Origin of the sequence: Moorella sp. E308F, from assembly GCF_006538365.1 — a bacterium.
Taxonomy (GTDB): Bacteria; Bacillota; DSM-521; order Neomoorellales; family Neomoorellaceae; genus Neomoorella.
The window spans coordinates 896,401-918,320 of sequence record NZ_BJKN01000002.1; the positions used below are offsets into that span (position 1 = coordinate 896,401).

Annotated in this window: 20 protein-coding genes; 2 read left to right on the top strand and 18 right to left on the bottom strand. The window is 57.5% G+C overall.

Going from position 1 to position 21,920, the window contains the following annotated elements; translation table 11 throughout:
* Positions 1-2 precede the first annotated feature (2 nt).
* Genes E308F_RS10995 through E308F_RS11005 form a run of 3 tightly spaced genes read right to left on the bottom strand, consistent with a single transcriptional unit; the run spans position 3 to position 3,311 of the window.
* Positions 3-812 (bottom strand): TlyA family RNA methyltransferase, encoded by an 810-nt coding sequence (locus E308F_RS10995; RefSeq protein ID WP_141264941.1) that lies wholly within the window; start codon positions 810-812, stop codon positions 3-5.
* Entirely contained in the window at positions 805-2,727 is a 1,923-nt protein-coding gene (gene dxs, locus E308F_RS11000) for a 1-deoxy-D-xylulose-5-phosphate synthase (protein ID WP_141264942.1), read from the bottom strand. The genes E308F_RS10995 and dxs overlap by 8 nt, the downstream gene beginning before the upstream one ends.
* Positions 2,724-3,311, bottom strand: a complete 588-nt coding sequence (locus tag E308F_RS11005) for a CNNM domain-containing protein (RefSeq protein ID WP_141264943.1) — start codon at positions 3,309-3,311, stop codon at positions 2,724-2,726. The genes dxs and E308F_RS11005 overlap by 4 nt, the downstream gene beginning before the upstream one ends.
* Here E308F_RS11005 and E308F_RS15895 point away from each other — a divergent pair.
* Positions 3,299-3,451: a hypothetical protein gene (locus E308F_RS15895; RefSeq protein WP_172613903.1), complete on the top strand. Its 153-nt coding sequence runs from the start codon at positions 3,299-3,301 to the stop codon at positions 3,449-3,451. The genes E308F_RS11005 and E308F_RS15895 overlap by 13 nt on opposite strands.
* Positions 3,452-4,136: 685 nt before the next feature.
* Here E308F_RS15895 and E308F_RS11010 read toward each other — a convergent pair.
* The 6 genes from E308F_RS11010 to E308F_RS11035 form a co-directional block, all read right to left on the bottom strand.
* Complete coding sequence (locus tag E308F_RS11010) at positions 4,137-4,985, bottom strand: polyprenyl synthetase family protein (RefSeq protein ID WP_172613595.1); 849 nt, start codon at positions 4,983-4,985, stop codon at positions 4,137-4,139.
* 25 nt (positions 4,986-5,010) lie between these two features.
* Positions 5,011-5,262: an exodeoxyribonuclease VII small subunit gene (xseB, locus tag E308F_RS11015; protein WP_141264945.1), complete on the bottom strand. Its 252-nt coding sequence runs from the start codon at positions 5,260-5,262 to the stop codon at positions 5,011-5,013.
* Between the two features lie 25 nt (positions 5,263-5,287).
* Positions 5,288-6,499 carry an exodeoxyribonuclease VII large subunit gene (gene xseA, locus E308F_RS11020; protein ID WP_141264946.1) on the bottom strand — a complete coding sequence of 404 codons (1,212 nt, stop codon included), beginning with the start codon at positions 6,497-6,499 and terminating at the stop codon, positions 5,288-5,290.
* Positions 6,499-7,341, bottom strand: a complete 843-nt coding sequence (gene folD, locus E308F_RS11025) for a bifunctional methylenetetrahydrofolate dehydrogenase/methenyltetrahydrofolate cyclohydrolase FolD (protein WP_141264947.1) — start codon at positions 7,339-7,341, stop codon at positions 6,499-6,501. The genes xseA and folD overlap by 1 nt, the downstream gene beginning before the upstream one ends.
* 360 nt (positions 7,342-7,701) lie before the next feature.
* Positions 7,702-9,093 (bottom strand): NADPH-dependent glutamate synthase, encoded by a 1,392-nt coding sequence (gene gltA, locus E308F_RS11030; protein WP_141264948.1) that lies wholly within the window; start codon positions 9,091-9,093, stop codon positions 7,702-7,704.
* Positions 9,084-9,923 carry a sulfide/dihydroorotate dehydrogenase-like FAD/NAD-binding protein gene (locus tag E308F_RS11035; protein ID WP_141264949.1) on the bottom strand — a complete coding sequence of 280 codons (840 nt, stop codon included), beginning with the start codon at positions 9,921-9,923 and terminating at the stop codon, positions 9,084-9,086. Before E308F_RS11035 ends, gltA begins: the two co-directional genes overlap by 10 nt.
* 152 nt (positions 9,924-10,075) lie before the next feature.
* On the opposite strand from E308F_RS11035, the gene E308F_RS11040 reads away from it, so the two are divergent.
* The gene (locus E308F_RS11040) at positions 10,076-11,248 is read left to right on the top strand and encodes an MFS transporter (protein WP_141264950.1); all 1,173 of its coding nucleotides are present in this window, start codon (positions 10,076-10,078) and stop codon (positions 11,246-11,248) included.
* Here the strand turns inward: E308F_RS11040 and E308F_RS11045 are convergent.
* The 9 genes from E308F_RS11045 to E308F_RS11085 form a co-directional block, all read right to left on the bottom strand.
* Positions 11,175-12,200, bottom strand: a complete 1,026-nt coding sequence (locus tag E308F_RS11045) for an O-sialoglycoprotein endopeptidase (RefSeq protein ID WP_141264951.1) — start codon at positions 12,198-12,200, stop codon at positions 11,175-11,177. The genes E308F_RS11040 and E308F_RS11045 overlap by 74 nt on opposite strands.
* A gap of 3 nt (positions 12,201-12,203) precedes the next feature.
* Positions 12,204-12,608, bottom strand: a complete 405-nt coding sequence (gene nusB, locus E308F_RS11050; protein ID WP_141264952.1) for a transcription antitermination factor NusB — start codon at positions 12,606-12,608, stop codon at positions 12,204-12,206.
* A 16-nt stretch (positions 12,609-12,624) separates the two neighbouring features.
* Positions 12,625-12,852: a DUF2273 domain-containing protein gene (locus tag E308F_RS11055; protein WP_253256477.1), complete on the bottom strand. Its 228-nt coding sequence runs from the start codon at positions 12,850-12,852 to the stop codon at positions 12,625-12,627.
* Between the two features lie 13 nt (positions 12,853-12,865).
* Complete coding sequence (amaP, locus tag E308F_RS11060) at positions 12,866-13,402, bottom strand: alkaline shock response membrane anchor protein AmaP (protein WP_253260470.1); 537 nt, start codon at positions 13,400-13,402, stop codon at positions 12,866-12,868.
* An 18-nt stretch (positions 13,403-13,420) separates the two neighbouring features.
* Positions 13,421-13,834 (bottom strand): Asp23/Gls24 family envelope stress response protein, encoded by a 414-nt coding sequence (locus E308F_RS11065; RefSeq protein WP_141264954.1) that lies wholly within the window; start codon positions 13,832-13,834, stop codon positions 13,421-13,423.
* 147 nt (positions 13,835-13,981) lie between these two features.
* Positions 13,982-15,328: an acetyl-CoA carboxylase biotin carboxylase subunit gene (accC, locus tag E308F_RS11070; RefSeq protein WP_141264955.1), complete on the bottom strand. Its 1,347-nt coding sequence runs from the start codon at positions 15,326-15,328 to the stop codon at positions 13,982-13,984.
* 71 nt (positions 15,329-15,399) lie between these two features.
* A complete protein-coding gene (gene accB / locus E308F_RS11075) occupies positions 15,400-17,295 on the bottom strand; it encodes an acetyl-CoA carboxylase biotin carboxyl carrier protein (RefSeq protein WP_141264956.1) in 1,896 nt (631 codons plus the stop codon).
* 396 nt (positions 17,296-17,691) lie between these two features.
* Positions 17,692-19,302, bottom strand: a complete 1,611-nt coding sequence (locus tag E308F_RS11080) for a GGDEF domain-containing response regulator (protein ID WP_141264957.1) — start codon at positions 19,300-19,302, stop codon at positions 17,692-17,694.
* A 189-nt stretch (positions 19,303-19,491) separates the two neighbouring features.
* Positions 19,492-21,744 carry an HD domain-containing phosphohydrolase gene (locus E308F_RS11085; protein ID WP_141264958.1) on the bottom strand — a complete coding sequence of 751 codons (2,253 nt, stop codon included), beginning with the start codon at positions 21,742-21,744 and terminating at the stop codon, positions 19,492-19,494.
* Positions 21,745-21,920: the final 176 nt, after the last annotated feature.

Genomic DNA, 21,920 nt, shown 5'->3' on the forward strand with positions numbered 1-21,920 from the left:
ACCTAATGCACTTCCTGATGGGCTGCAGCTACTACCTGTTCAATCAGGTGCTGCCAGTCTGCTGGTGCCAGGCCCTGGCCTTTTAAACCCAGCCAGAGGAGGAATTCCAGGTTACCTTCCGGGCCGCTGATGGGTGACCAGGTCAACCCATATATTTTTAAACCCAACCCGGTTACCGCGTTCATTACTTCTTTTAAAACCTCCATGTGGACGACTGGGTCGCGCACAACCCCTTTTTTACCGACCCGGCCCGGGCCGGCTTCAAACTGGGGCTTGACCAAGGCAATAATCTCCCCCTCCGGTTTAAGGCAGCGGCGGACGGCCGGCAGGACTTTCGCCAGGGAAATGAAGGCTACATCTATAGTGGCCACATCAACCGGCTCCCCCAGCTTATCCCGTTCCAGGTAACGGGCGTTGGTTCTTTCCAGGACAATTACCCGCGGATCCTGGCGTAGCGACCAGGCCAGCTGGCCGTAACCGACATCAACGGCATAGACCCGGGCGGCGCCGTGTTTAAGGGCACAGTCGGTAAAGCCTCCGGTGGACGCGCCCACGTCCAGGATTACTTTATGGTGCAAATCAATATTAAAAACCTTTAAGGCCTTCTCCAGCTTTAAGCCGCCGCGGCTGACGTAAGGCAGGGGCCGGCCGGTAAGGCGTATCGCCGCATCAACCGGGACCCTCTCCCCGGGCTTGTCTACCGGGATATTGTTGACCAGCACCTCACCAGCCATAATAGCTGCCCGTGCCTGCTGGCGGCTGCCAAACAGTCCCCGCTGTATCAGCAGGACGTCCAGTCGTTGCCTAGCCACCGGAAATCTCCCTGGTACCCAATTTACGCCTGGTAAACATCGACTCTCCCTCCAACACCTGCTGGACGGCCTTGACGATCCCCGCCGGCGTCAAACCTAAGTGTTCCCGTAACACGGCCGCTTTACCCTGGGGGACAAACTGGTCCTTGATCCCCAGGCATTGCACCCTCGTCCTCACCATATCTCTGGCAGCCAGCAATTCCAGGACGGCGCTGCCAAAACCGCCGGCCAGGACGTGTTCCTCAACCGTCACCAGGCAGCCGGTTTTACCGGCCCAGCTGAGAATTAAATCCGCATCCAGGGGTTTAACAAAGCGCGGGTTGATGACTGCCGCTTCAATACCCCGGGCGGCCAGTTCTTCCGCTGCGGCAAGGGCGGCGTAAACCAGGGGCCCGAGGGCCAGGATGGCTACATCCCTGCCCTGACGCAGGACCTCCCCCTTGCCGATAGGCAGGGGCTGGGCTACACCGGTTAACGGTACACCCACGCCGGCACCCCGTGGATAACGTAAGGCTGCCGGGCCGTGGTGCTGGATAGCTGTAACTAGCATGTGCCGCAGCTCCTGCTCGTCTTTGGGAGCCATGATTACCATACTCGGGATACTGCGTAGCAGGGCCAGGTCAAAGAGGCCCTGGTGAGTTTCTCCATCTTCGCCCACCAGACCGGCCCGGTCAATGGCCAGGACTACCGGTAGTTCCATTAAAGCAATGTCATGGATTACCTGGTCTATGGCCCGTTGCAAAAAGGTAGAGTAAATGGCCACTACCGGTTTTAATCCCGCAGCCGCCAGGCCGGCGGCCATGGTCAGGGCATGTTGCTCGGCAATGCCGACATCAAAAAAGCGTCTGGGGAAGCGCCGGGCAAAAGGAATGAGCCCGGTACCGTCGGGCATGGCCGCCGTTATGGCTACCAGGCGGTTGTTTTTCTCCCCCTGGCGTACCAGCTCAGCGCCAAAGACGGAGGTAAAAGTCGGCGGTCCCCCGGTAGTTACAGGTTCACCTGTTTCCGGGTCGAAGGGGCCAACGCCATGGAAGCGGCCGGGATGGGTCTCAGCAGGATGATAACCTTTGCCTTTGGTGGTAATCACATGGACCAGGACCGGCCCACGGGTAACCCGGGCGCGTTGCAGTACTTCTTTAAGCCGGGTTATGCTGTGGCCTTCGATGGGACCCAGGTACGTGAAGCCCAGTTCCTCAAAAAGCATTCCCGGAACAACCAGGTATTTAAAGCTATCTTTAATCCGGTCAATTATCTTTAAAACCCGGGGACCAAAATGGGGCAGGCGGTTGAGGAGGTTTTCCAGCTCTTCCTTGCCCCGGGAATACATGGGATCCGTCCGCAGGCGAGAAAGGTAGGCTGCCATGCCCCCTACAGGGCTGGAGATAGACATTTCATTATCATTCAGCACCACAATCAGGCTGGTTTTCAGATGACCGGCATGATTCATGGCCTCAAAGGCCATACCGCCCGTCAGGGCACCATCGCCAATAACCGCTACTACCTGGTAATCCTCACCCTTTAAATCCCTGGCCAGGGCAAAGCCTAAGGCAGCGGAAATAGAGGTGCTGCTATGACCAGTATCAAAAGCATCATAGGGGCTTTCGGCTCGCTTGGGAAAGCCGCTCAAGCCCCCGAACTGGCGTAAAGTGCTGAACTGGGAACGCCGGCCGGTAAGCATCTTGTGCACATAGCACTGGTGGCCCACGTCCCAGATGATTTTATCCCGGGGTAAGTCGAAAACGCTGTGCAGGGCTAGAGTCAGCTCTACTACCCCCAGGTTGGGCGCCAGGTGGCCGCCAGTGCGGGCCACCGTCCGGACCAGTTCCCTGCGTATTTCCGCGGCCAGCATCTCGAGTTCCACGTTATTCAACTTTTTCACATCAGCCGGTTCGTTAATTTTATCCAGCAGGTTCATGGCCGCCGTCCTTTCTGGGGTACATAGTTAAAGGGGCGCCACCCGGTTAATTTTTCCACGCCGTACAACAGCCGGCCTACAAAAAATATTATATCATTGGCCTGGCGCAGGGCAAATCCCTTGCCCAGGGCTTTACCCCCCACAGTCACAGCCGAAATAATGGCCGTCATAATAGTACTGACCAGCAGGTCTTCCGCTCCATGCTGTCCTGCCAGGCGCAAGATAATTACCGCCCCAACCGCACCGCTCAAGGTGCTGCAGACATCCCCCACCACGTCGGTGGCGAAGCTGGCCACCCGTTCGGCGTTGCGCAGTAAACCCAGGGCCTGGCGGGCGCCGGGGATCTTTTTGGCCGCCCGGGCATGCAGGGGTACTTCACTGGCCGCCGCCGTGGCTACGCCAACAATATCAAAGGCAATACCCGCCACGATAATTAACAGCAACAGGGTAAAGGTTAAAATTATTGAAGTTATTCTACCCAGAAACACCTGGGAACCATAGCCTACAGCCAGGGCTATAAAAAAAGTTCCTCCGCCCATAGTCAGGGCATTTTTCCAGGAGGAACGACCTTGTGATCTGGCCAAATGTGTTTTCTGCCTCCATGAAGGATAAGGATTATGTAATCCTGGTGGGTGGCAGCTGGCCGGATAAATGTTATGGCTTAGGTCCAGTAGGTTTTCCCGGCACCCTACCACGCGTCGCCGCAATGGCGGTTTCCCTTTAAAGGGTGCCCTGCGCCGTCGCCGGAGGCAGGACTGGATTACCACTTAGCGCATACTTTAATCCCCGGCCAGCCTTACCGGTGGTAAACAGTCTAGGAGTTTTCCTCGACAAGCCCCGCCATCTTCTAGCCTCTTTTGCAGTAGTGGTTTCCGCTATAGTCAAGAGGTCTTCGGCGAAGACCTTGACAGGCGCTTAACACCCGCATCCACCACTACCGCTCAAGGCAGGCTACGCTGCAGCCAGCACCCTCCGTACCGACTGCAGGTTTCTACCCCAGGCCATAGTAGTTGTTCCTGCCGCAGGAACTTTCCCACGCACCTGGGTCTCCACGGAGGGAGGGTCCACGCCTACATGCCATTGTAGATCGCCCCCCCTCCTTAACTCCCAGTACCAACCCCCGACTGGGCGTCGACAGCCAGCACCAGGAACTTCATCGGTGTGCCCTTGACGGATTTTTAGGCCCGTCTTCAAAGATGGTGGTCTTGACTAGAATACTGCGCCACCCACCAATAGGCTAAGCAAAAATTTTTCTGCTGGTAGGATGTATTATAAGGTATTTGTCCTTAAACAGCAAGCACCACGGCCAGAAGCCCCCGGTGGCCTTAAGCCGTCTATAGTGCTGGCCGGCAGCCAGCACCGGTATGCCTTTCCTCCCTTTCGCGGACACCTTTATGCTTGGCGTATGACTATCCCTGTCGGTTAAGAACGTAACCGGCGAGGAGGAATAAAGGTTCGGCAGCCGGCCCCAGCGAACGGGCTAAACTTTGCGCCTCGGTACAGAGTTCGCCGGCTATCTCCCGTGCCTTCTCTAGACCTAAGCAGGCCGGGTAGGTTGCCTTGCCCCGGGCTGCATCCATCCCGCCTTTTTTACCCATGCGAGTAAAATCGCCCTCAATATCGAGAATGTCGTCGGTTATCTGGAAGGCCAGTCCCAGGTTTTCGCCATAGCGCGTTAATATCGCCAGCTGCTCCTCTCCGGCGCCACTTAAAATGCCGCCCAGGCGCAGGCAGGCGCGGATGAGGCTACCAGTCTTGTGGGTGTGGATGTAATTAACTGTTTCCAAGGTCGCCGGCCGGCCCTCGGCCTCCATGTCCACCACCTGACCGCCAATCATCCCCTGGCTGCCGGCGGCGGCGGCCAGCTCGCCGATGGCCTGGAGAACTTTCACCGCCGGGATGCCGTCGGGCACCTGGCTCAAAACGGCAAAGGCCTGGGTGAGGAGGGCATCCCCGGCCAGCAAGGCAATGGCCTCACCGAAAACTTTATGGCAGGTGGGCCGGCCGCGGCGAAAATCGTCATTATCCATGGCCGGCAGGTCATCGTGGATGAGGGAATAGGTATGGATAAGCTCCACCGCGCAGGCGGCCGGCAGCAGTGGTTCCGGGGGGCCGCCTACAGCCTCACCCGCAGCCAAAACCAGGATAGGCCTTAGCCTCTTCCCCCCGGCGAAAAGACTGTAGCGCATGGCCTGGTGAACGGCCGGGGGATAATTATCTGCCGGCGGCAGGCTCTTTTCCAGGGCTTCCTGGACCATTTGTTGGCGGGAAGCTAGATAACTTTCAAGCTCCGTAACCCCCACCCCCGGATATAGAGATTTCCTTTAGTACAACTTCGCCTTCCTGGACCAGAAGGGCCTGGAGTTTACCCTCGACTTCCTGCAGGCGCTGCCGGCACAGGCGTACCAGCCTGATCCCTTCCTGGTAATAGGCCAGGGAATCTTCCAGGGTCAGGCCTTCTCCTTCCAGAGCCCGGACGATACCCTCCAGTTTCTGCAAAGCCTCTTCGAATTTAAGCTGTTCGCCTTCAGGCATGCTTTGGTTCCTCCCAAACGATACATTAGCCACCGTCCACATCCTCTACCTGGCACTGGAGGCGACCCTGGCTTAAGACTACTTCCACCCTTTCCCCAGGAGCCACCTCCAGGCTGTGCCGGATGGGGGGGCCACCGCCGGGACGACGGCAGATGGCATAGCCGCGGCTCAAGATGGTCAAGGGGCTGGCGGCCTCCAGGCGGGACGTTAACAGTTGCAGGGCCTGTTCCCTGGCCCCGGCATGGCGCTGCCAGGCAGCCAGCAGGCGCTGTTCCAGCCCGTCCAGGTATTGCTGGCGATAATACAGTTCCTGCTGGGGCCGGGCCATGCCCCGGCTTTTAACCAGGCGTTCAAGCCTTGCTTGCGCCATCTGCAGGCGGTGCTCCATTCCCCGCCGGGCACGGGTAGCCAGGATATTCAGGCGCTCTTCCAGCTCTTTTTTTACCGGGACGGCCAGCTCGGCGGCCGCCGAAGGGGTTGGTGCCCGTCGGTCGGCTACCCGGTCGGCCAGGGTGAGGTCCGTCTCGTGCCCAACGGCAGCAATAACCGGCACCGGGCAGCCATAGATGGCCCGAGCGACGATTTCGGTATTGAAGGCACTCAAGTCCTCCGCCGAGCCGCCGCCGCGGCCGATGATAATCACGTCTACCCCGCCCAGTTTGCCCAAAAGTTCCAGGGCCCGGGCCAATTCAAAGGGAGCAGTATCCCCCTGAACGGTAGCAGGGGCCAGCACCAGGTCAATACCGGGAAAGCGCCGCCGGCTGACGGTAACCATATCCCGCAGGGCGGCACCGCTCGGTGAGGTCACCAGGCCCACCCGGCGCGGCAGGAGGGGCAAGGGACGTTTGCGTTCGGCGGCAAAAAGGCCTTCCCTTTCCAGGCGGGCCGCCAGCTCCTGAAGGGCAAGAGTAGCCATACCCATTCCGGCCGGATAGATTTCGGCCACATAAAGCTGGTAGACGCCGTCCCGGGGATAAATGGCTATGTGACCCCTGGCTATTACCTCCAAACCGTCCTGGAGCGACAAACTCAAGCTCCGGCTGCGGCCTTGGAACATAACACAGCGCAAAGCAGCCACCTGGTCCTTCAAGGTAAAATAGAGGTGACCCGATACCGGGCGGCGCAAGTTGGAGATCTCCCCCTTGACCCAGACGTTGGCCAGGCGGCCGTCATTGCCTATCAGGCGCTGCAAATAGGCGGTGAGTTCCCTCACCGCCAGAACCCGCTGCCCGGACACTAGCGCCGGGCCGCCTCGACTGTATTTTTCAGCAGCATGGCAATGGTCATGGGACCAACTCCCCCGGGCACAGGGGTAATCCAGCTGGCTTTTTGCGCGGCGCTCTCAAAGTGGACATCCCCTACCAGCTTTTTCTCGCCTACGCGGTTGATGCCTACATCGATGACTACCGCGCCCTCCTTGATCATGTCGCCGGTGATCATCTCCGGCTTGCCTACGGCAGCCACCAGGATGTCGGCCTGGCGGCATTCCTCGGCCAGGTTTCTGGTGCGGGAGTGGCAGATGGTTACCGTGGCGTGACGGGCTAAAAGCATCATGGCCATGGGTTTGCCGACGATATTGCTGCGGCCAACGACGACTGCTTTTTTACCTTTGGGATCAATCCCGGCCTTATCCAGGAGGACCATGCAGCCATGGGGCGTGCAGGGATAAAAGCACTTGTCGCCAATAACCAGGTTGCCGACGTTGGCCGGGCTGAAACCGTCGACATCCTTTTCCAGGGCGATGGTGTCGATGACGGTTTTTTCGTCAATATGATCGGGCAGTGGAAGCTGAACCAGGATGCCGTGGAGGCGCGGATCATTATTGAGCTGTTTGATTAAGTCCAGGAGCTGGGGTTGGGTGGTTTCCGCCGGCAGGCGGTGGACTTCCGAGTAGATGCCGACTTCTTCGCAGGCGCGGTGCTTGTTGCGGACATACACCTGGGAAGCCGGGTCGTCGCCGACCAGGACGACGGCCAAACCGGGAGTAATCCCCTGCTCTTTCAACCTGGCTACTTCCTGCTTGACTTCTTCCCGTACTGCGGCGGCAATCTGCTTGCCGTCCAAGATTTGGGCTGGCATGGCACTAGACCTCCTTAAAATACTCACTCCCAGGCTGGCATTGTCGCGCTCGCTCCCTGGCCCTTGTGGAGCGCCCAGCACTCAATTCGTTTGTAATAGGTGTCTCTTCGCGAACAAAACCTTTGCGAGTTGAGTGCTGGGTCAGCCTCTAGCTCGGGCGGAGTTCCCGGCCTATTCGGCATCCTTGCCTTTAGAATCCGGCCGCAGGCCTCGCTGTCCTCGGCCCCGCTTATCATCCCTCGGCTTCGCCCGGGCCGCTTCGCCACTCGGTAAAAGCTCGCTCGCTTCCGACAAATGCCAGCCCGGCATTTTATGCCCTCTGGTGGCGGCTCACCACCATGGGTGCCTCCTCCGAAAAACTCATTTCTCCCGCAAATACTTGTCTATGGCCCGAGCGGCGGCTTTGCCGGCTCCCATGGCCAGGATTACCGTTGCCGCCCCGGTGACGATGTCGCCGCCGGCAAAGACGCCCTTCCTCGAAGTGGCGCCGGTAGCCTCGTCGGCGGCGATAGTACCTTTGCGGGTAAGTTCCAGGCCCGGCGTGGTCCTTAAGACCAGAGGGTTGGGGCCCTGGCCGATAGCCATAACCACTGTATCTACTTCCACGTCATACTCAGAACCCGGGATGGGCACCGGCCGCCGGCGGCCGGAGGCATCCGGCTCGCCCAGTTCAAAGCGCTGGCAGGTCATGCCCTTCACCACACCCCGGTCGTCACCGTAGATTTTCACCGGGCTGGTAAGAAGGTGGAACTTGACCCCTTCTTCTTCGGCGTGCTCTACTTCTTCCTTGCGGGCCGGCATTTCGGCTGCCGAGCGGCGGTAAACAATATAAGATTCTTCTGCTCCCAGCCGCAGGGCAGTACGGGCCGCATCCATGGCCACGTTGCCGGCGCCGATAACAGCCACTCGCCTGCCCACCTTGATGGGGGTGGCATAGCGGGGGAATAGATAGGCCTTCATCAGGTTGGTCCGGGTGAGGAATTCATTGGCCGAGTAAACGCCTAGAAGGTTTTCCCCGGGTATCCCCATGAAGTGGGGCAACCCGGCCCCAGTGCCGATAAAGACGGCATCGTAGCCGCTGGCGAGGAGTTCGTCCACGGTGGTAACCTTGCCGACCACGGCATTGGTCCGGATTTCTACTCCAAGCCGGCGGATGGAGTCGATTTCCTGCTGGACGATCTTTTTCGGCAGGCGGAATTCAGGAATGCCATACATCAGTACGCCCCCGGGCACATGGAGGGCTTCAAAGACCGTTACCTGGTGTCCCATCCGGGCCAGGTCGGCCGCGGCGGTCAAACCGGCGGGACCGGAACCGATTACTGCTACCTTAAAGCCAGTGGCCGGGGCCTTGCGTACGGCTGCTGCCTCGCCCTTAGCCATCTGGTAATCAGCGACAAAACGTTCCAGGCGGCCGATGGCTACCGGCTCATGCTTCTTGCCCACGGTACAGTATTTTTCGCACTGGTTTTCCTGGGGACAGACTCGCCCGCAAATGGCCGGCAGGTTGTTTTTTTCTTTGATTTTGGCAATAGCCCCGTCAAAATCTTTTTCCTTTATCAAGCTGATAAAAGCGGGTATGTCCACCTCGACCGGACATCCCTGGCGGCAGGGAGCCTTTTTACACTGGAGGCAGCGTTCTGCTTCGGCCAGGGCCATTTCTTCGGTATAGCCCAGAGCTACTTCATTGAAGTTGTGGATACGCTCCTGCGGGTCCTGAGAAGGCATGGGAGTTTTTCTGGGAATTAATGGCATCCGCAGCCACCCCCCTCGTGGAACTTGATAATCCTTTCCTCTTCTTCTCTATACATGTTCATCCGCCGCAGAGCCAGCTGCCAGTCCACCTGGTGCCCGTCAAATTCCGGCCCGTCGACGCAGGCAAATTTGGTCTCCCCGCCGACGCTGACCCGGCAGGCGCCGCACATACCGGTACCGTCCACCATAATGGGATTCATACTGACAATGGTGGGTACGCCAAAGGGCCTGGTAGTTTCCGCCACAGCCCGCATCATGACCACCGGGCCGATACCCCAGACCCGAGCTACATTGCCCCGTTCTTCCAATACCTGCTTTAAGAGGTCCGTTACAAAGCCGTGGTGGCCGTAGCTGCCGTCATCGGTGGCCACCAGCAGTTCGCTGGAAACGGCACGCATTTTCTCTTCCCAGATAAGCAGTTCCTTTGTCCGGGCGCCTATAATAGAAATTACTTCGTTGCCAGCTTCCTTTAAGGCGCGGGCTATGGGATAAACCGGGGCAACGCCGACGCCGCCGCCCACACAAACAACCCGGCCGTAATTTTCAATCTCCGAGGGCTGCCCCAGGGGACCGACAAAGTCAGCCAGGGCATCTCCTGCCTCCATGGTTCCCAGGCGCCTGGTTGTATAACCCACTTCCTGGAAGATAGTGGTAATGGTACCCCGGCTGCGATCAAAATCGGCGATCGTTAAAGGAATGCGTTCCCCCTCTTCGTCTATCCGGAGAATAATAAATTGTCCGGCCCGGGCTTTGGCAGCCACTTCCGGAGCTTCAATTTCCATCAGCTTGATAACCGGCGACATGACTTCTTTCCGTACAATACGGTACACGGGCATCCCCTACCCCCTATATGTTGAGCTATCAAAAACTAGTACAGAATAACCTTAATTATATTCGCTGTTAAAACCCATATTCCTGCTAATGATCCTTGACCACTTTCCTTGCAGGGTTTAAGATATGATGAGACTGGAGGTTTAAAGAAGTGCGAAAACGTATTCTTTACCTGCTAAGCCTGGGACACCTGGTTACCGATGTCAACCAGGGCCTGCTGCCCATCTTTCTGTCGGTATATAAAGAACAGGCTGCCCTGACCTTTACGGCCGCCAGCATCATTCCCGCCCTATCTACTATCAGTTCTTCCGTGATCCAGCCCCTTTTCGGTTACCTGTCGGACCGGTACCAGCTGCGCTGGCTCTTACCCGCCGGCTGCCTTTTAGCCGGCCTGGGTATGGCTGCCTTCGGCTTGGTACCCAACTACTACTTACTTACAGCCATAGTCTTTGTCAGCGGCCTTGGGGTAGCCGCCTACCACCCGGAAGCTTCCAAGTCGGCCCATTACATCAGCGGCCCCATGCAGGCTAGTTCCATGGCCGTCTTTTCCGTAGGCGGCAACCTGGGTTTCGGCCTGGGACCAATAATCGCCTCCCTAATCCTCAGCCACGGCGGTTTAAAATCCTCCTGGCTGGTTATCTTTCCTACGGCCCTTACCGTGGCTCTACTGGTCCATACCATGCCGGCTATTGGCCGCACCATGACCGCCGGCCAGCGGGTAGCTGCTGCCGGTCAGAAGGGAGAAAAGTATAGCAGGACTTCCCTGGCGGCCATTACTCTCCTGGTCCTGGTAGTCATCTTGCGTTCCTGGCTGCATACCGGCTTAACCTACTATATCCCCTTCTACTATCAGCATTACCTCCATGGCGATGCCGCCCTGGCCAGCACAATGCTTTCCATATTTCTTATAGCCGGCGCCGTGGGTACCCTGGTAGGTGGCCGCCTGGCCGACTACTGGGGGACCAAAAAAATGATCCTCGCCTCCATGCTGGCCCTTATACCCCTGGTCTTGGCCTTCCCTTACGTCAAGGGATACTGGGTGGCCATATTGCTGGCCTTAAGCGGCTTTTTTGTAGTTTCAACCTTCGCCCCGGCCATTGTCCTTGCTCAATCCTTGATGCCCCGGCACATTGGGATGGCCTCCGGACTGATGATGGGTTTTGCCATTGGTACCGGCGGCCTGGGCCTTATCCTGCTGGGCGGCATTGCCGACGCCCGAGGCGTCCCTTTTGTCATCCATCTCCTGGCCATTATTCCGGCCCTGGCTGCCGCCATGACCCTCCCTCTGCCGGATCGCCGTCGGCACCCGGCCCGCATGCACTAAAAACCCCATCCCGGCCCAGGAGGGCTACGCCGATGGCATTGTCGGTGCTGTGCTGAGAGTCGGCAAAATAAAGGCGTGCCCCTACGGCGCGGTGTTCCAGGCGGCGGCGCAGCCGACTGCGCAGGTAGGTATTGGCCGCCACCCCGCCGACGATTAAAATTTCTTTAATGCCGGTTTCACCAACAGCGGCCCGGAGAACTCGCTCCAGGGTATTGGCAATGCACTGTTCCACCGCCCGGGCCACGGCCGCCGGGGAAGCACCGGCGGCCAGCAGTCGTTCTGCCTGGCTGGCCGGCCCGGAAAAACTAAAATTATATCCCCGCACGGCTGAGGTCAGCCGGACCTTCTCACCCTTTTCCTCTCCGGCTTCGCGGGCCAGCAATTCTAGCTGCGGGCCGGCAGGAAACTTCAGGCCCATTAGCACCCCGACCCTGTCCACCAGCTGCCCGGCATGAAGATCCAGGGTGCCTCCAAGTTTGCTGATATTAAAACCGCCGCGTTTCCTGCTGACCTTGAGGATTTCGGAAGTCCCTCCCGACAGGTGGACGGCCAGGAAGGGACCGCCCGGCTGCCAGCCTGCCGACCACAGGCCAGCGGCTAGATGCCCTTCCTGGTGGGTTGTGGCCAGGAAGGGCACCTGCAATGCCGCTGCCAATACGCGGCCCTGCCCGGCGGCCACGGTAAAAACCGGCATATAGGAGCCTTCCACAGGCCGGGGTCTGGTAGCTGCTGCCACGCCTTTGAGCCTGGTTGCCGGCACGTCGGCAAAGGCTGATGCCAGCAGTTCCGGTAAGATCTGGACATGATGAAAAACCGCCGTTCCCTGCTGCAGTCCCCTTTCTCCCGCGGGTACCGGTAGCAGGCGGCGGTGGGCAGTAAGCACTTCGCCGTCAACGCTGACGATGGCTACTGAACAGGTATAGGCACTGGTATCGATGCCGAGAATGGCCATCAGCTATCTCCCTAACTCCTTGCGGGCGCTGTCCAGCAAGCCGTTGACAAACTTGCCGGCTTCTTCGTTATTAAAGGTTTTGGCCAGTTCAATGGCTTCATTTATTATAACGCTTACCGGCGTATCCGGGTAATATTTCATTTCATACAAAGCCATCCTAAGAATATTGCGGTCGACGGCCGCCAGGCGTTCCAGGCGCCAGCCCACGGCATACTTGCTAATGATAGCGTCAAGTTCCTGCCGGGCTGTGACCGTCCCCATTACCAGTTCCCGGACAAAGGCTGCTGCCTGGGGTGAAAGTTGCTCTTCAGCTAAAACTTCTTCCACCGCCCTTTCCGGGGCCATACGGCCCAGGTCAATGGCAAACAGAGCCTGCAGGGCTTTTGTCCTGGCTGCTCGTCTACTCAAAGTACGCTATTCCCCCTTACCAGCGACGACCAAAGAAACGTTGCCAGAGGTCCTCCCATCCCCGGCCCTGATCAAGGCGACGGCCGATAACATAGCCCAGCGCTACACAAAGGCCGATGAAAAAGGCCTTCCCAAAGCCCCAGATGGCAGTTAAAATCCCAAAAATAAGGCCCAGGGTGACGCCGATTAGCTTACCACGGTGTTCCCGCCAGAGATAGCCTAGCAAATCGAAAATATTTTCCACGCCTTCTTCTCCCCTATTCTACCCGGCGCAGGCCTTCCTGGTAAATACCGTTCACCCGCACCTGGACCTCCGGCACTTCCAGGCCGGCTGTAGCAACAATATATTCATAGACTTGTTGCTGGAGTGCTGCTGCTAATTCCGGTAGATTGCGGTCGGGGCTGACGGTAATATTGAGCTTCACTGCCAGCCCTTCCGGGAGGACTCTGAGGGTGGGCCGCACTTCTCGTACTCCTTTTACCTGGCGGGCGGCCCTGTTGACCAGGTTTTCCAGGGCCGGCAGGGCAATGCTGGCCGTACCAAGGTCGGTAGATTTAATAACCGCCTGCTCTTCCTTCGCTGCTGCCGGGCGCACACTGGCCAGAAAGAAACGCAAGGCCAGCAAGAAAAATACGGCGGCTATCAGACCGGCTATGAAGCGGTAGTCCGTACGTAATAGGCTTAGTTCAAAAAGGTCCAGGGGTACTGTCCAGCCGGCGATTACCGCCAGGGTAACCAGGGAAAGGGCCGCCACCAGTAAAGCAAAAAGGGCCAGTATGGCCCGGTCCAGCATTGACAAGTCACTACCCTCCTACCGGACCCGGGTGGTTTCTTCTTCTTTCTCTTCCTGGGGAAATACTACGCCCTGGACGTGAACATTTACTTCTACCACCCGTAAGCCTGTCATTGATTCAATAGCCCTTTTAACATTCTCCTGTACCCGGATGGCTACATCAGGAATACGAACGCCGAAGTTAACCACTATGTACAGGTCAACCGCAGCTTCCTTTTCTCCTACTTCTACCTTAACGCCCTTACTTAGATTCTTCCGGCCTAAAAGTTCGGCAATACCGCCGGCAATGCCGCCGCTCATGCCGGCTACTCCTTCGATTTCCGTGGCGGCCAGGCCGGCAATGATGGCTACCACTTCGTTGGTAATTTTTATAGTGCCGAGATCGGTTCGGGCCTGTTGTTCTAAAGCATTATCCACTGCATCCACCTCCACCTTTTTCTATATTATACCAGAGGCCGGCAGCCATCACAACTGCTTACGGCGAAAATTACTCGTTATCCCTGAAGCAAAGCCGGCCAGATTTTTATGGTTTGACCCGGCTGGCGCAGCAGCCCTGGCGAAGTAGAAACGCCAGTAACTTTACCCCGCCAGCAAGCGGCGCTGGATAAAGTTGGTGTAGATCTCGCCCCGCCGGAAAAAGGCGTTGGCCAGAATCTGCTGGTGGAAAGGAATAGTTGTCGGCACCCCTTCAATTACCATTTCTTTTAGAGCTCCAGCCATGCGGTTGATGGCCCCTTCCCGGTCCGGCGCCCAGGCAATGACCTTGGCAATCAAAGAATCATAAAAAGGGGGAATAAAGTAACCACTGTACACAGCGCTGTCCACCCGGATGCCAAAGCCTCCCGGTACATGGTAACGCTCAATGCGCCCCGGGGCCGGCCGGAAATTATGGTTGGGATCTTCGGCATTAATCCGGCACTCAATGGCATGCCCCCGTATCTGGACATCCTCCTGGCGGATGCTTAAAGGTTCCCCTGCTGCTATCCTGATCTGTTCCTGGACCAGGTCGATCCCGGTAACCGCCTCGGTCACCGGGTGTTCCACCTGAATGCGGGTATTCATTTCAATGAAATAATAGCGGCCATGCTTATCCAACAGGAATTCTACCGTACCGGTGCTGTAATAATCGACGGCCCTGGCGGCCTTTAAGGCGACTTCTCCCATTTCCCGCCGCAGTTCCGGTGTCAGGGCTACCGAAGGGGCTTCTTCCAGGATCTTCTGATTGCGCCGCTGCAGGGAACAGTCGCGCTCCCCAAGGTGAATGAGGTTCCCCTCGGTATCACCTAATATTTGGAATTCGATATGACGGGGTTCTTCAATATATTTCTCCAGGTAAACCTGGGAATCGCCGAAAGCAGCTTCGGCTTCCCGCTGGGCGGTCTGGATGGCCTGGCGCAACTCCCGGGGGCCCTGGGCCACCCGCATGCCGCGGCCACCGCCGCCGGCTGACGCTTTAATTAAAACAGGGTAACCAATTTCTTTGGCTATAGCCAGGGCGGCATCCAGATCCTTGACAACCCCTTCTGAACCTGGTACTACCGGCACCCCGGCAGCAATCATGGTGGCCCGGGCCGTGGCCTTGGCGCCCATGAGCTGCATGGAACGCGGTGAAGGGCCGATAAAGGTGATCCCTGCCGTGGCGCACATCTCGGCAAAATAGGGGTTTTCTGCCAGAAAGCCATAACCAGGATGAATGGCATCAGCACCGCTCATCTGGGCAGCAGCAATAATGCTGGGAATATGCAGGTAACTGCGGTTGGCCGGCGCCGGCCCGATACAGACGGCTTTGTCAGCCAGCCTGGTATGCAGGGCTCCCCGGTCGGCCTCAGAATAGACGGCTACTGTTTCGATATCCATTTCACGGCAGGCGCGGATAATCCGCACCGCAATCTCGCCGCGATTGGCAATGAGAACTCGTTTAAACATCTCCTATCCTCCGAAAAAAGCATACTTCTTAGCGGCAGTTTATGTTTCTACACCGCCCAGCATATTTGTTTCTACTCTTTCTTTAAATGGAACAGCACCTGGCCGTATTCCACCGGCTGGCCGTTCTCGGCCAGGATCTTGACAACCTGGCCGGCGGTTTCGGCCGTCAACTCGTTCATCAGCTTCATAGCTTCTATTATACACAGGGTCTGCCCCGGTTTAACCCTCGTACCGACTTCAACGAAAGGCGGCGCGTCCGGGGCCGGCGCCCGGTAAAAAGTACCTACCATGGGTGCCCGGACTTCGATAATATCCTCGGCTGGCTGGACTGGCGGTATGTCCACCCGGGCACGAGGCTCATCGTTCGGGGTTACCTGGACTACAGGGGCCGGGCCGGTGCTCCCCCCCCGGTCACTGCCACGGCGGATCATGATTTTGACCCCTTCGCTTTCCAGGTTAAGTTCGGTAATACCTGTTTCTTCTAAGGCTTTAATGAGCTGGGTGATGTCCTTGAGATCCATTCTCTTTGTACCTCCTGCCTCGGCCTTACCCCCGGCCTGGGGTTTTAAAGTGCGACGGCCCGGCTGCAACCGCCCGGCACGGCGATCCTCAAAAAATTTCCGGGCCACCTGGGGAAACAACGCGTAGCTGATGACATCTTCTTCACTCTGGGCCAGATCGCCGATTTCCTGCCGGGCTTCTTCCAGGCGCGGCGGCAGGACATCCGCCGGCCGCCCCTGGATGGGTTCTTCATCCCCGATGATCAACCGGCGAATTTCTTCACTTATAGGAACCGGCGGCCGGCCGTAGAGGCCGCGAACGTAGTTTTTAACTTCCCCGGGCACAATCTTGTAACGCTGGCCCAGCAGGACGTTGAGCACCGCCTGGGTGCCGACAATCTGGCTGGTAGGCGTTACCAGGGGCGGGTAACCCAGGTCGGCCCGTACCCGCGGGATTTCGGCCAGGACTTCATTGATGCGGTCAGCCGCCTTTTGCTCCTTTAGCTGGCTTACCAGATTGGAAATCATGCCGCCGGGGACCTGGTGCTGGAAGACCCACATATCGGTAATGCGGGTTACGCCGCGCTCATAACCCAGCTCCCGGCGCAGGTCGTCGAAATAACGGGCAATCTCAAAGAGGAGGTTCAAGTCCAGCCCGGTATCGTAAGGCGTCCCGGCCAGCGCCCGCACCACCGTCTCTACCGGTGGCTGGGAAGCACCGAAGGCCAGGGGGACCGAGGCCGTATCAACCACATCCACCCCCGCCCGGGCGGCCTCTAAGTAGGCACCTACGGCCAGGCCGCCGATATAGTGGCTGTGGAGCTGGACGGGGATGTGGAGCTTTTCTTTAAAGAGCTTTACTAGCTCATAGGCCTCAAAGGGAGCAAGAAGGCCGGCCATATCCTTGATGCAGATGGAGTCCACGCCCATGCTCTCCAGTTCCAGGGCTGTCTGCAAGTAGTGCTCGATGGTATGGACCGGGCTGATGGTGTAAACCACCGTCCCCTGGACGTGGGCGCCTTCCTTTTTGGCGGCTTCAATAGGAACTTCCATGTTGCGCAGATCATTCAGGGCATCGAAAATACGGATAATATCAATGCCGTTGGCCACCGCCCTGGCAATAAAGGCCCGCACCACATCGTCGGGGTACAGCTGGTAACCTACCAGGGACTGGGCCCTGAGAAGCATCTGCAGGGGTGTTTTCCGGGCATATTTTTTTAAGGTCCGCAGGCGTTCCCAGGGGTCTTCGTCCAGGAAGCGCATGCAGACATCAAAAGTGGCGCCGCCCCAGACCTCCAGGGAATGGTAACCGACGCTGTCAATTTTTTCAATGATGGGCAGCATGTCAGCCGTGGTCATGCGCGTGGCCCAGAGGCTCTGGTGACCGTCACGCAGGGTGGTGTCGGTGATCTTTAGCTGGCTCAAAACGGCTCTCCTCCATATAGGGAAGCTAGGCTCCCTAAACATATTTATCTCTTGGCCGGCGGCGTTTACGACCACTATGGGTGGTCCTTGCGGCTATAGAAAAGCTCTGGTGTAATAACCAGAGCGGTGCTTGTCTTTTTATTCAACCGCCTTGCCTTATTATATAAACACGAGCCGGGCGGTGCAATATTTCTTAATGCAAGTATACAATATATTTGCCTTAAACCATTGAGCCCTTAATTTTCACGGCTTACGGGAATCATTTCTTTAAGAGTTGCAAACATTTGCAAACCCACCTGCTGAAAATGCTTCAACCCCTTCCTTAGCAGGAAAGCAGCCCACTCCCTGCCCCTAAAAGCCGGAGCCCCGGGGAGAGCTTTTATGCTCCTCCCGGGGGCCAACAATGATTTTGCGCTGGCCATTTGCTGCCGGATTACTTTACTGGCAGGCGCATACACAGTTCCGGCCGTTTTCTTTGGCTCTGTATAGCATACTGTCTACTCTCTGGATGATGGTCTCCACAGTGTCACCAGAACAATATCCGGTCACTCCGAAGCTGGCCGTCACGTGCCCCACACCCGGGATCTCCATCTGACTCAACCGGTGGCGAAGTTCTTCCGCCAGACTGGCGGCCCCTGCCGCGGTCGTGTCGGGCAAAAGGATCACAAATTCTTCCCCGCCCCAGCGGGCAAGGCAATCTGTCTTGCGCAACCTCTCCTTAAAGGCGGTCACCAGGCTCTTAAGAACCCGATCGCCGGCGGCGTGTCCGAAACGGTCGTTAATACTCTTAAAGTGATCCAGATCAAACATGATCAGGGCTAAGGAATGCTCCGTCCGCTGCTTACGCTCAATTTCTCTTTCCAGCATTTCTAAAAAATAACGGCGGTTGTAAGCGCCGGTCAGGGGGTCGGTGATGGAGAGGCGGTAAAGCTCTTCCTCCAGGTATTTGCGTTCGGAAATGTCTATAAAGGTTTCCACCAGTTTCTCCCCGCTGTCCGTCCGCAAGCGTTTTACCGTCTTAAGCACGAGGATCTCCCTCCCGTCCTTCCGGCGCAAAAGCCGTTCGGAGCGATCGATCTCTTCATTCGACGTAGTAATAGGGCATTTCCCTGCGGATTGCGGGAAAAATTCCCAGCAGGATCTGCCTGCGATCTCTTCGGGTGCGGCTCCGATCATGGCCGCCGCTTCCAGATTGGCCTCCTCGATGCGGTGGGATGCGGGGTCGATGATAAAGATCCCGACAGGCAGGGCGGCCAGGAGCGATTGCAGAAACTCTCCCTGCTGCCTCAGCTTTTCTTCCATTTTCCTGTGTTCTGTCAAATCCAATATAAAGGCCACGCCTATGCCGTCTTTCCCATGGCCGAAGAGCTGCAGGTGCGCTTCCACCGGGTAGAGGGAACCGTCTTTCCGGCGGTGTATAGTGTCAAATACGATCTTTTCTTTTTCACCCTGCTGTAAAGGAGCCAGAAGGGCTCTGAAGCTCTCCCCGTCAAATTCCGGCATTAGATGCAGGATGTTCATGTCCAGGAGTTCTTCTTCGGTATAGCCAAGGTTCTCCCTGGCCCCCCGGTTGACTGCCAGGAACTTTAACGTGCCGGGATGAAAGATATAGACCTCCGTCAAGGACCCCTCGACTATCCTGCGGTACATTTGCGCCAGAGAGAGGGCTTCATGGAGCTTCAGGGCCATCTCTACGGTGGACACCAGCACGTGTTCCGGGGCGCCCTTCAGAACATACCCGTAGCGCGTGACCGAACGGACTTGCTCTACAGCCTCCCGGGTAGAGATGGCGGTGAGAAATACTATGGGGATGTCTTTAACCTGCTGAATCCGTCTGGAGAGCGTCGTTCCGTCCATCCCTTCTCCCAGGTCAATGTCCATCAGAATGAGGTCGGGACATTCCGGACCGGATGCTTTTTTCAGGGTCTCTTCTGCGGTGAGGGCAATTTCAATCATATACCCGTGCCTGCTGAGGATATCCGCTGCTATCTGGGCCTGAAGCCTGCTGTCCTCCACTATGAGTATTTTCTTCCCTGGAACCGTGTCCATCAGTCTACCTCCAAGTAAAAAGCCGCTTGCTGCTCGATTATTAACAGGAAGGGCCACCTTCAACCTTGCGGCTTGGGGCCCAAATGGAGTGCCCCTTAGTTGCTCTATACTCATTATACAGTTGCCCTCGCATCTTTCTATATGCTGATCAATTTGGCAACGCTCCAAGAACACAGCTCATTGGGGGGACTATTGTTTGTTACCGCCGCGGTTGCACGTGGCGTTGTCCAGTATATGCCATCCCGCCTGCTTATCCAGAACGGTCGTTGCCCTCCCCGCCATGTATGACCCGGCTCTGGTCAGAGCGGCCGCCTCAGTAAAAAAAGTATTTCGCCAAGCAAAGCTATCAGGGTGCCCCCCCCCCCCCGTTATAGCAATATTTTCCATTTCCTCTTGCGGAATCCGTAAAAATGCCTCTACCACCCGGGGGTCAAACTGCCGGCCTGCACACCGTTTCAATTCCTCATATGCCTCCTGCGGGGTAAATGCTTCCCTGTATGGCCTGGCAGAGGTCATGGCGTCGTAGGCATCGGCCACACGAATAATGCGCGCCAGAAGCGGGATCTCCTCTCTTGATAGGCCAGCCGGATAACCCCCGCCCCCATAGTCTTCGTGATGGTGCCGTACGGCTGCAATGACCGCCGCTGGGAACCGGGCCGGTTCCAGGATCCTGGCTCCTACTTCAGGATGACCCTGCATCTCTTTTCTTTCTTCCGGGGTGAGGGGGCCCGGTTTAAGAAGAATGTCCTCTTGTATGCCAATTTTGCCCAGGTCGTGTAACAGGCCGGCCATATAAACATGTTCCTCCTCTTCAGCACCAAGTCCCAGCATACGGGCGCAGGAGCGTGCCCATTTAGCTACCCGGATGGAATGCCCCCTCGTGTATACGTCCTTGGCCTCCAATGCCGCTGCCAGCGCCTGTACGGTACTCAGGTAGTACTCCCGCAGCGAGGAGTAAAGGCGGGCGTTTTCCAGCGCCAGCCCGACTTGAGCTGCAACGGTACCCAGGTACTCAACTTCTTCTTCCGACCAGCGGCGCGGTACAGGAGAATAAACCTTCAATGTACCCAGTATCTTTCCGCCTGCTTTCACCGGCACCACAATCAGGGCTCGCATCTCAAGCGCGTAGTAGGGCAGGTACCTGCCAGACCCGTCAGCGGCCAGGTCCTCCACTACCACGGCTTCCCCTTTTTGGAGCACTTCACCCAGCAAGTTATCCTCCGGCCGAACGCGGGCGACCCTCGCCTGCAACTTCTGGTTCATACCCAGGCTGGCCCTCAGCACCAGCTCGCCGGTATTTTCGTCAAGCACCCGCAGAGCACACCACCGTGCACCCAGCACGTCCCTTACACTTGCCAGGGCTGATTCAAGCACTAGATCGACATCAAGGTGGCTCGATAACACCTGCCCTACTTCGATCAGCCGTTCCAGCATTGCTGCCCTTTCCTGCACCTTCCGGAAAAGCCGGGCATTTTCCAGGGCCAGCCCCAGAATGGTGCCCAGGGTGGTCAAAAAGACGGCTTCCTCTTCGGTGAAGCGTTGCCCCCCTGGCTTGCCTGCTAAGGTGAGTACTCCCATCACCTTGCCGCCAGCTTTAAGAGGTATTGCAACTGCCGGCAGCTTTTCTTCGGGCGTGCTTTCTCGGGGACGGCTGTCAAAGTGCGCGGCGATAGCTTCCCGCCCAACCGCGGCTATTATTTCCCCTGCAGGAATAACCCTTAATTTGTTGTCCGGCTCCATGGTAGCTGCTACCTCAAGAGCTGCCGCCCCTGGTTCCGCTTCGCCCAGCATCACCACCGACCCGCTGGTGGCACCGGTCAATTCCAGCACCGCCTGAAGTCCCTTCCGGGCGGCTTCGGCCACCTGCAGGCTGCCGGAAACTGTTTTGCTGAATTCAAAGAGAGCACTGAGTTCGTCTGCCTTTTTCTGCTGTTCCTGCTTGGTGTATATCAGCTGGGCCAAAGTTTCCGTTACTGCCCGTATCATCTCCGCCGCTTTCCGCAGCCGTTCTTCAGACCACAAAGGTACCCCTTGGGCCGCTACCCAGAGCTCTTCCCGGTCTATGCCTGTCTCCCGGGCAAGTTCGGCTACTTCCTCTTCTGTGAGCGGCTTAAGCGCTACGCTGCCGCCCACCAGTACCGCTACTGTTTTTCCTGCTACCCGGAGGGGTACTGCCACATGTACCAGCCCGGCATGGCAGGTGTCGAGGACTGCTCTTCCTGCGTCCACGGCAGCCCTGGCAAAGATTACACGTGAAGCCCCACACTTGGTTCTTCCTTCTGGATTAGCATTAAGGAGGGCGCAGAAAGAGCATAGGTTGGAGGTTTTGGTGAGGAGTTGTCCGTCCGGATAGGTGACCGAAGCTGCCAGCCCCAGGGCCTGGCTCATGCTCTCTTGCAGTCTTTGTAAGCCGATGTGTTTCAGTTCTTCGTAGTACTGCATTAATTTTCCTCTCTCCATGAAAGGAACCCCATACCTCCTGCTGGGAGTGCTTGCCAAAAAAGGCCTGCTTGCCGGACCGGTAGTTCAGCAGGACTGTTAAATGCCGGCTCTTCGGCGGCCTTTCTTTCCCTCCTTGTCCGCGTACATCCCTGGCGTCGGCCACTGCGAGCAGGGCA

What these genes read in the sequence shown, in the direction of transcription:
- dxs (WP_141264942.1), bottom strand. Translation starts at nt 2,727, where the DNA reads ATGAACCTGCTGGATAAAATTAACGAACCGGCTGATGTGAAAAAGTTG.
- E308F_RS11010 (WP_172613595.1), bottom strand. Translation starts at nt 4,985, where the DNA reads ATGGTCCAGGAAGCCCTGGAAAAGAGCCTGCCGCCGGCAGATAATTAT.
- xseB (WP_141264945.1), bottom strand. Translation starts at nt 5,262, where the DNA reads ATGCCTGAAGGCGAACAGCTTAAATTCGAAGAGGCTTTGCAGAAACTG.
- folD (WP_141264947.1), bottom strand. Translation starts at nt 7,341, where the DNA reads ATGCCAGCCCAAATCTTGGACGGCAAGCAGATTGCCGCCGCAGTACGG.
- gltA (WP_141264948.1), bottom strand. Translation starts at nt 9,093, where the DNA reads ATGCCATTAATTCCCAGAAAAACTCCCATGCCTTCTCAGGACCCGCAG.
- E308F_RS11045 (WP_141264951.1), bottom strand. Translation starts at nt 12,200, where the DNA reads ATGGCCATTCTCGGCATCGATACCAGTGCCTATACCTGTTCAGTAGCC.
- amaP (WP_253260470.1), bottom strand. Translation starts at nt 13,402, where the DNA reads ATGCTGGACCGGGCCATACTGGCCCTTTTTGCTTTACTGGTGGCGGCC.
- accC (WP_141264955.1), bottom strand. Translation starts at nt 15,328, where the DNA reads ATGTTTAAACGAGTTCTCATTGCCAATCGCGGCGAGATTGCGGTGCGG.
- accB (WP_141264956.1), bottom strand. Translation starts at nt 17,295, where the DNA reads ATGTTTAGGGAGCCTAGCTTCCCTATATGGAGGAGAGCCGTTTTGAGC.
- E308F_RS11080 (WP_141264957.1), bottom strand. Translation starts at nt 19,302, where the DNA reads ATGGACACGGTTCCAGGGAAGAAAATACTCATAGTGGAGGACAGCAGG.
- E308F_RS11085 (WP_141264958.1), bottom strand. Translation starts at nt 21,744, where the DNA reads ATGCAGTACTACGAAGAACTGAAACACATCGGCTTACAAAGACTGCAA.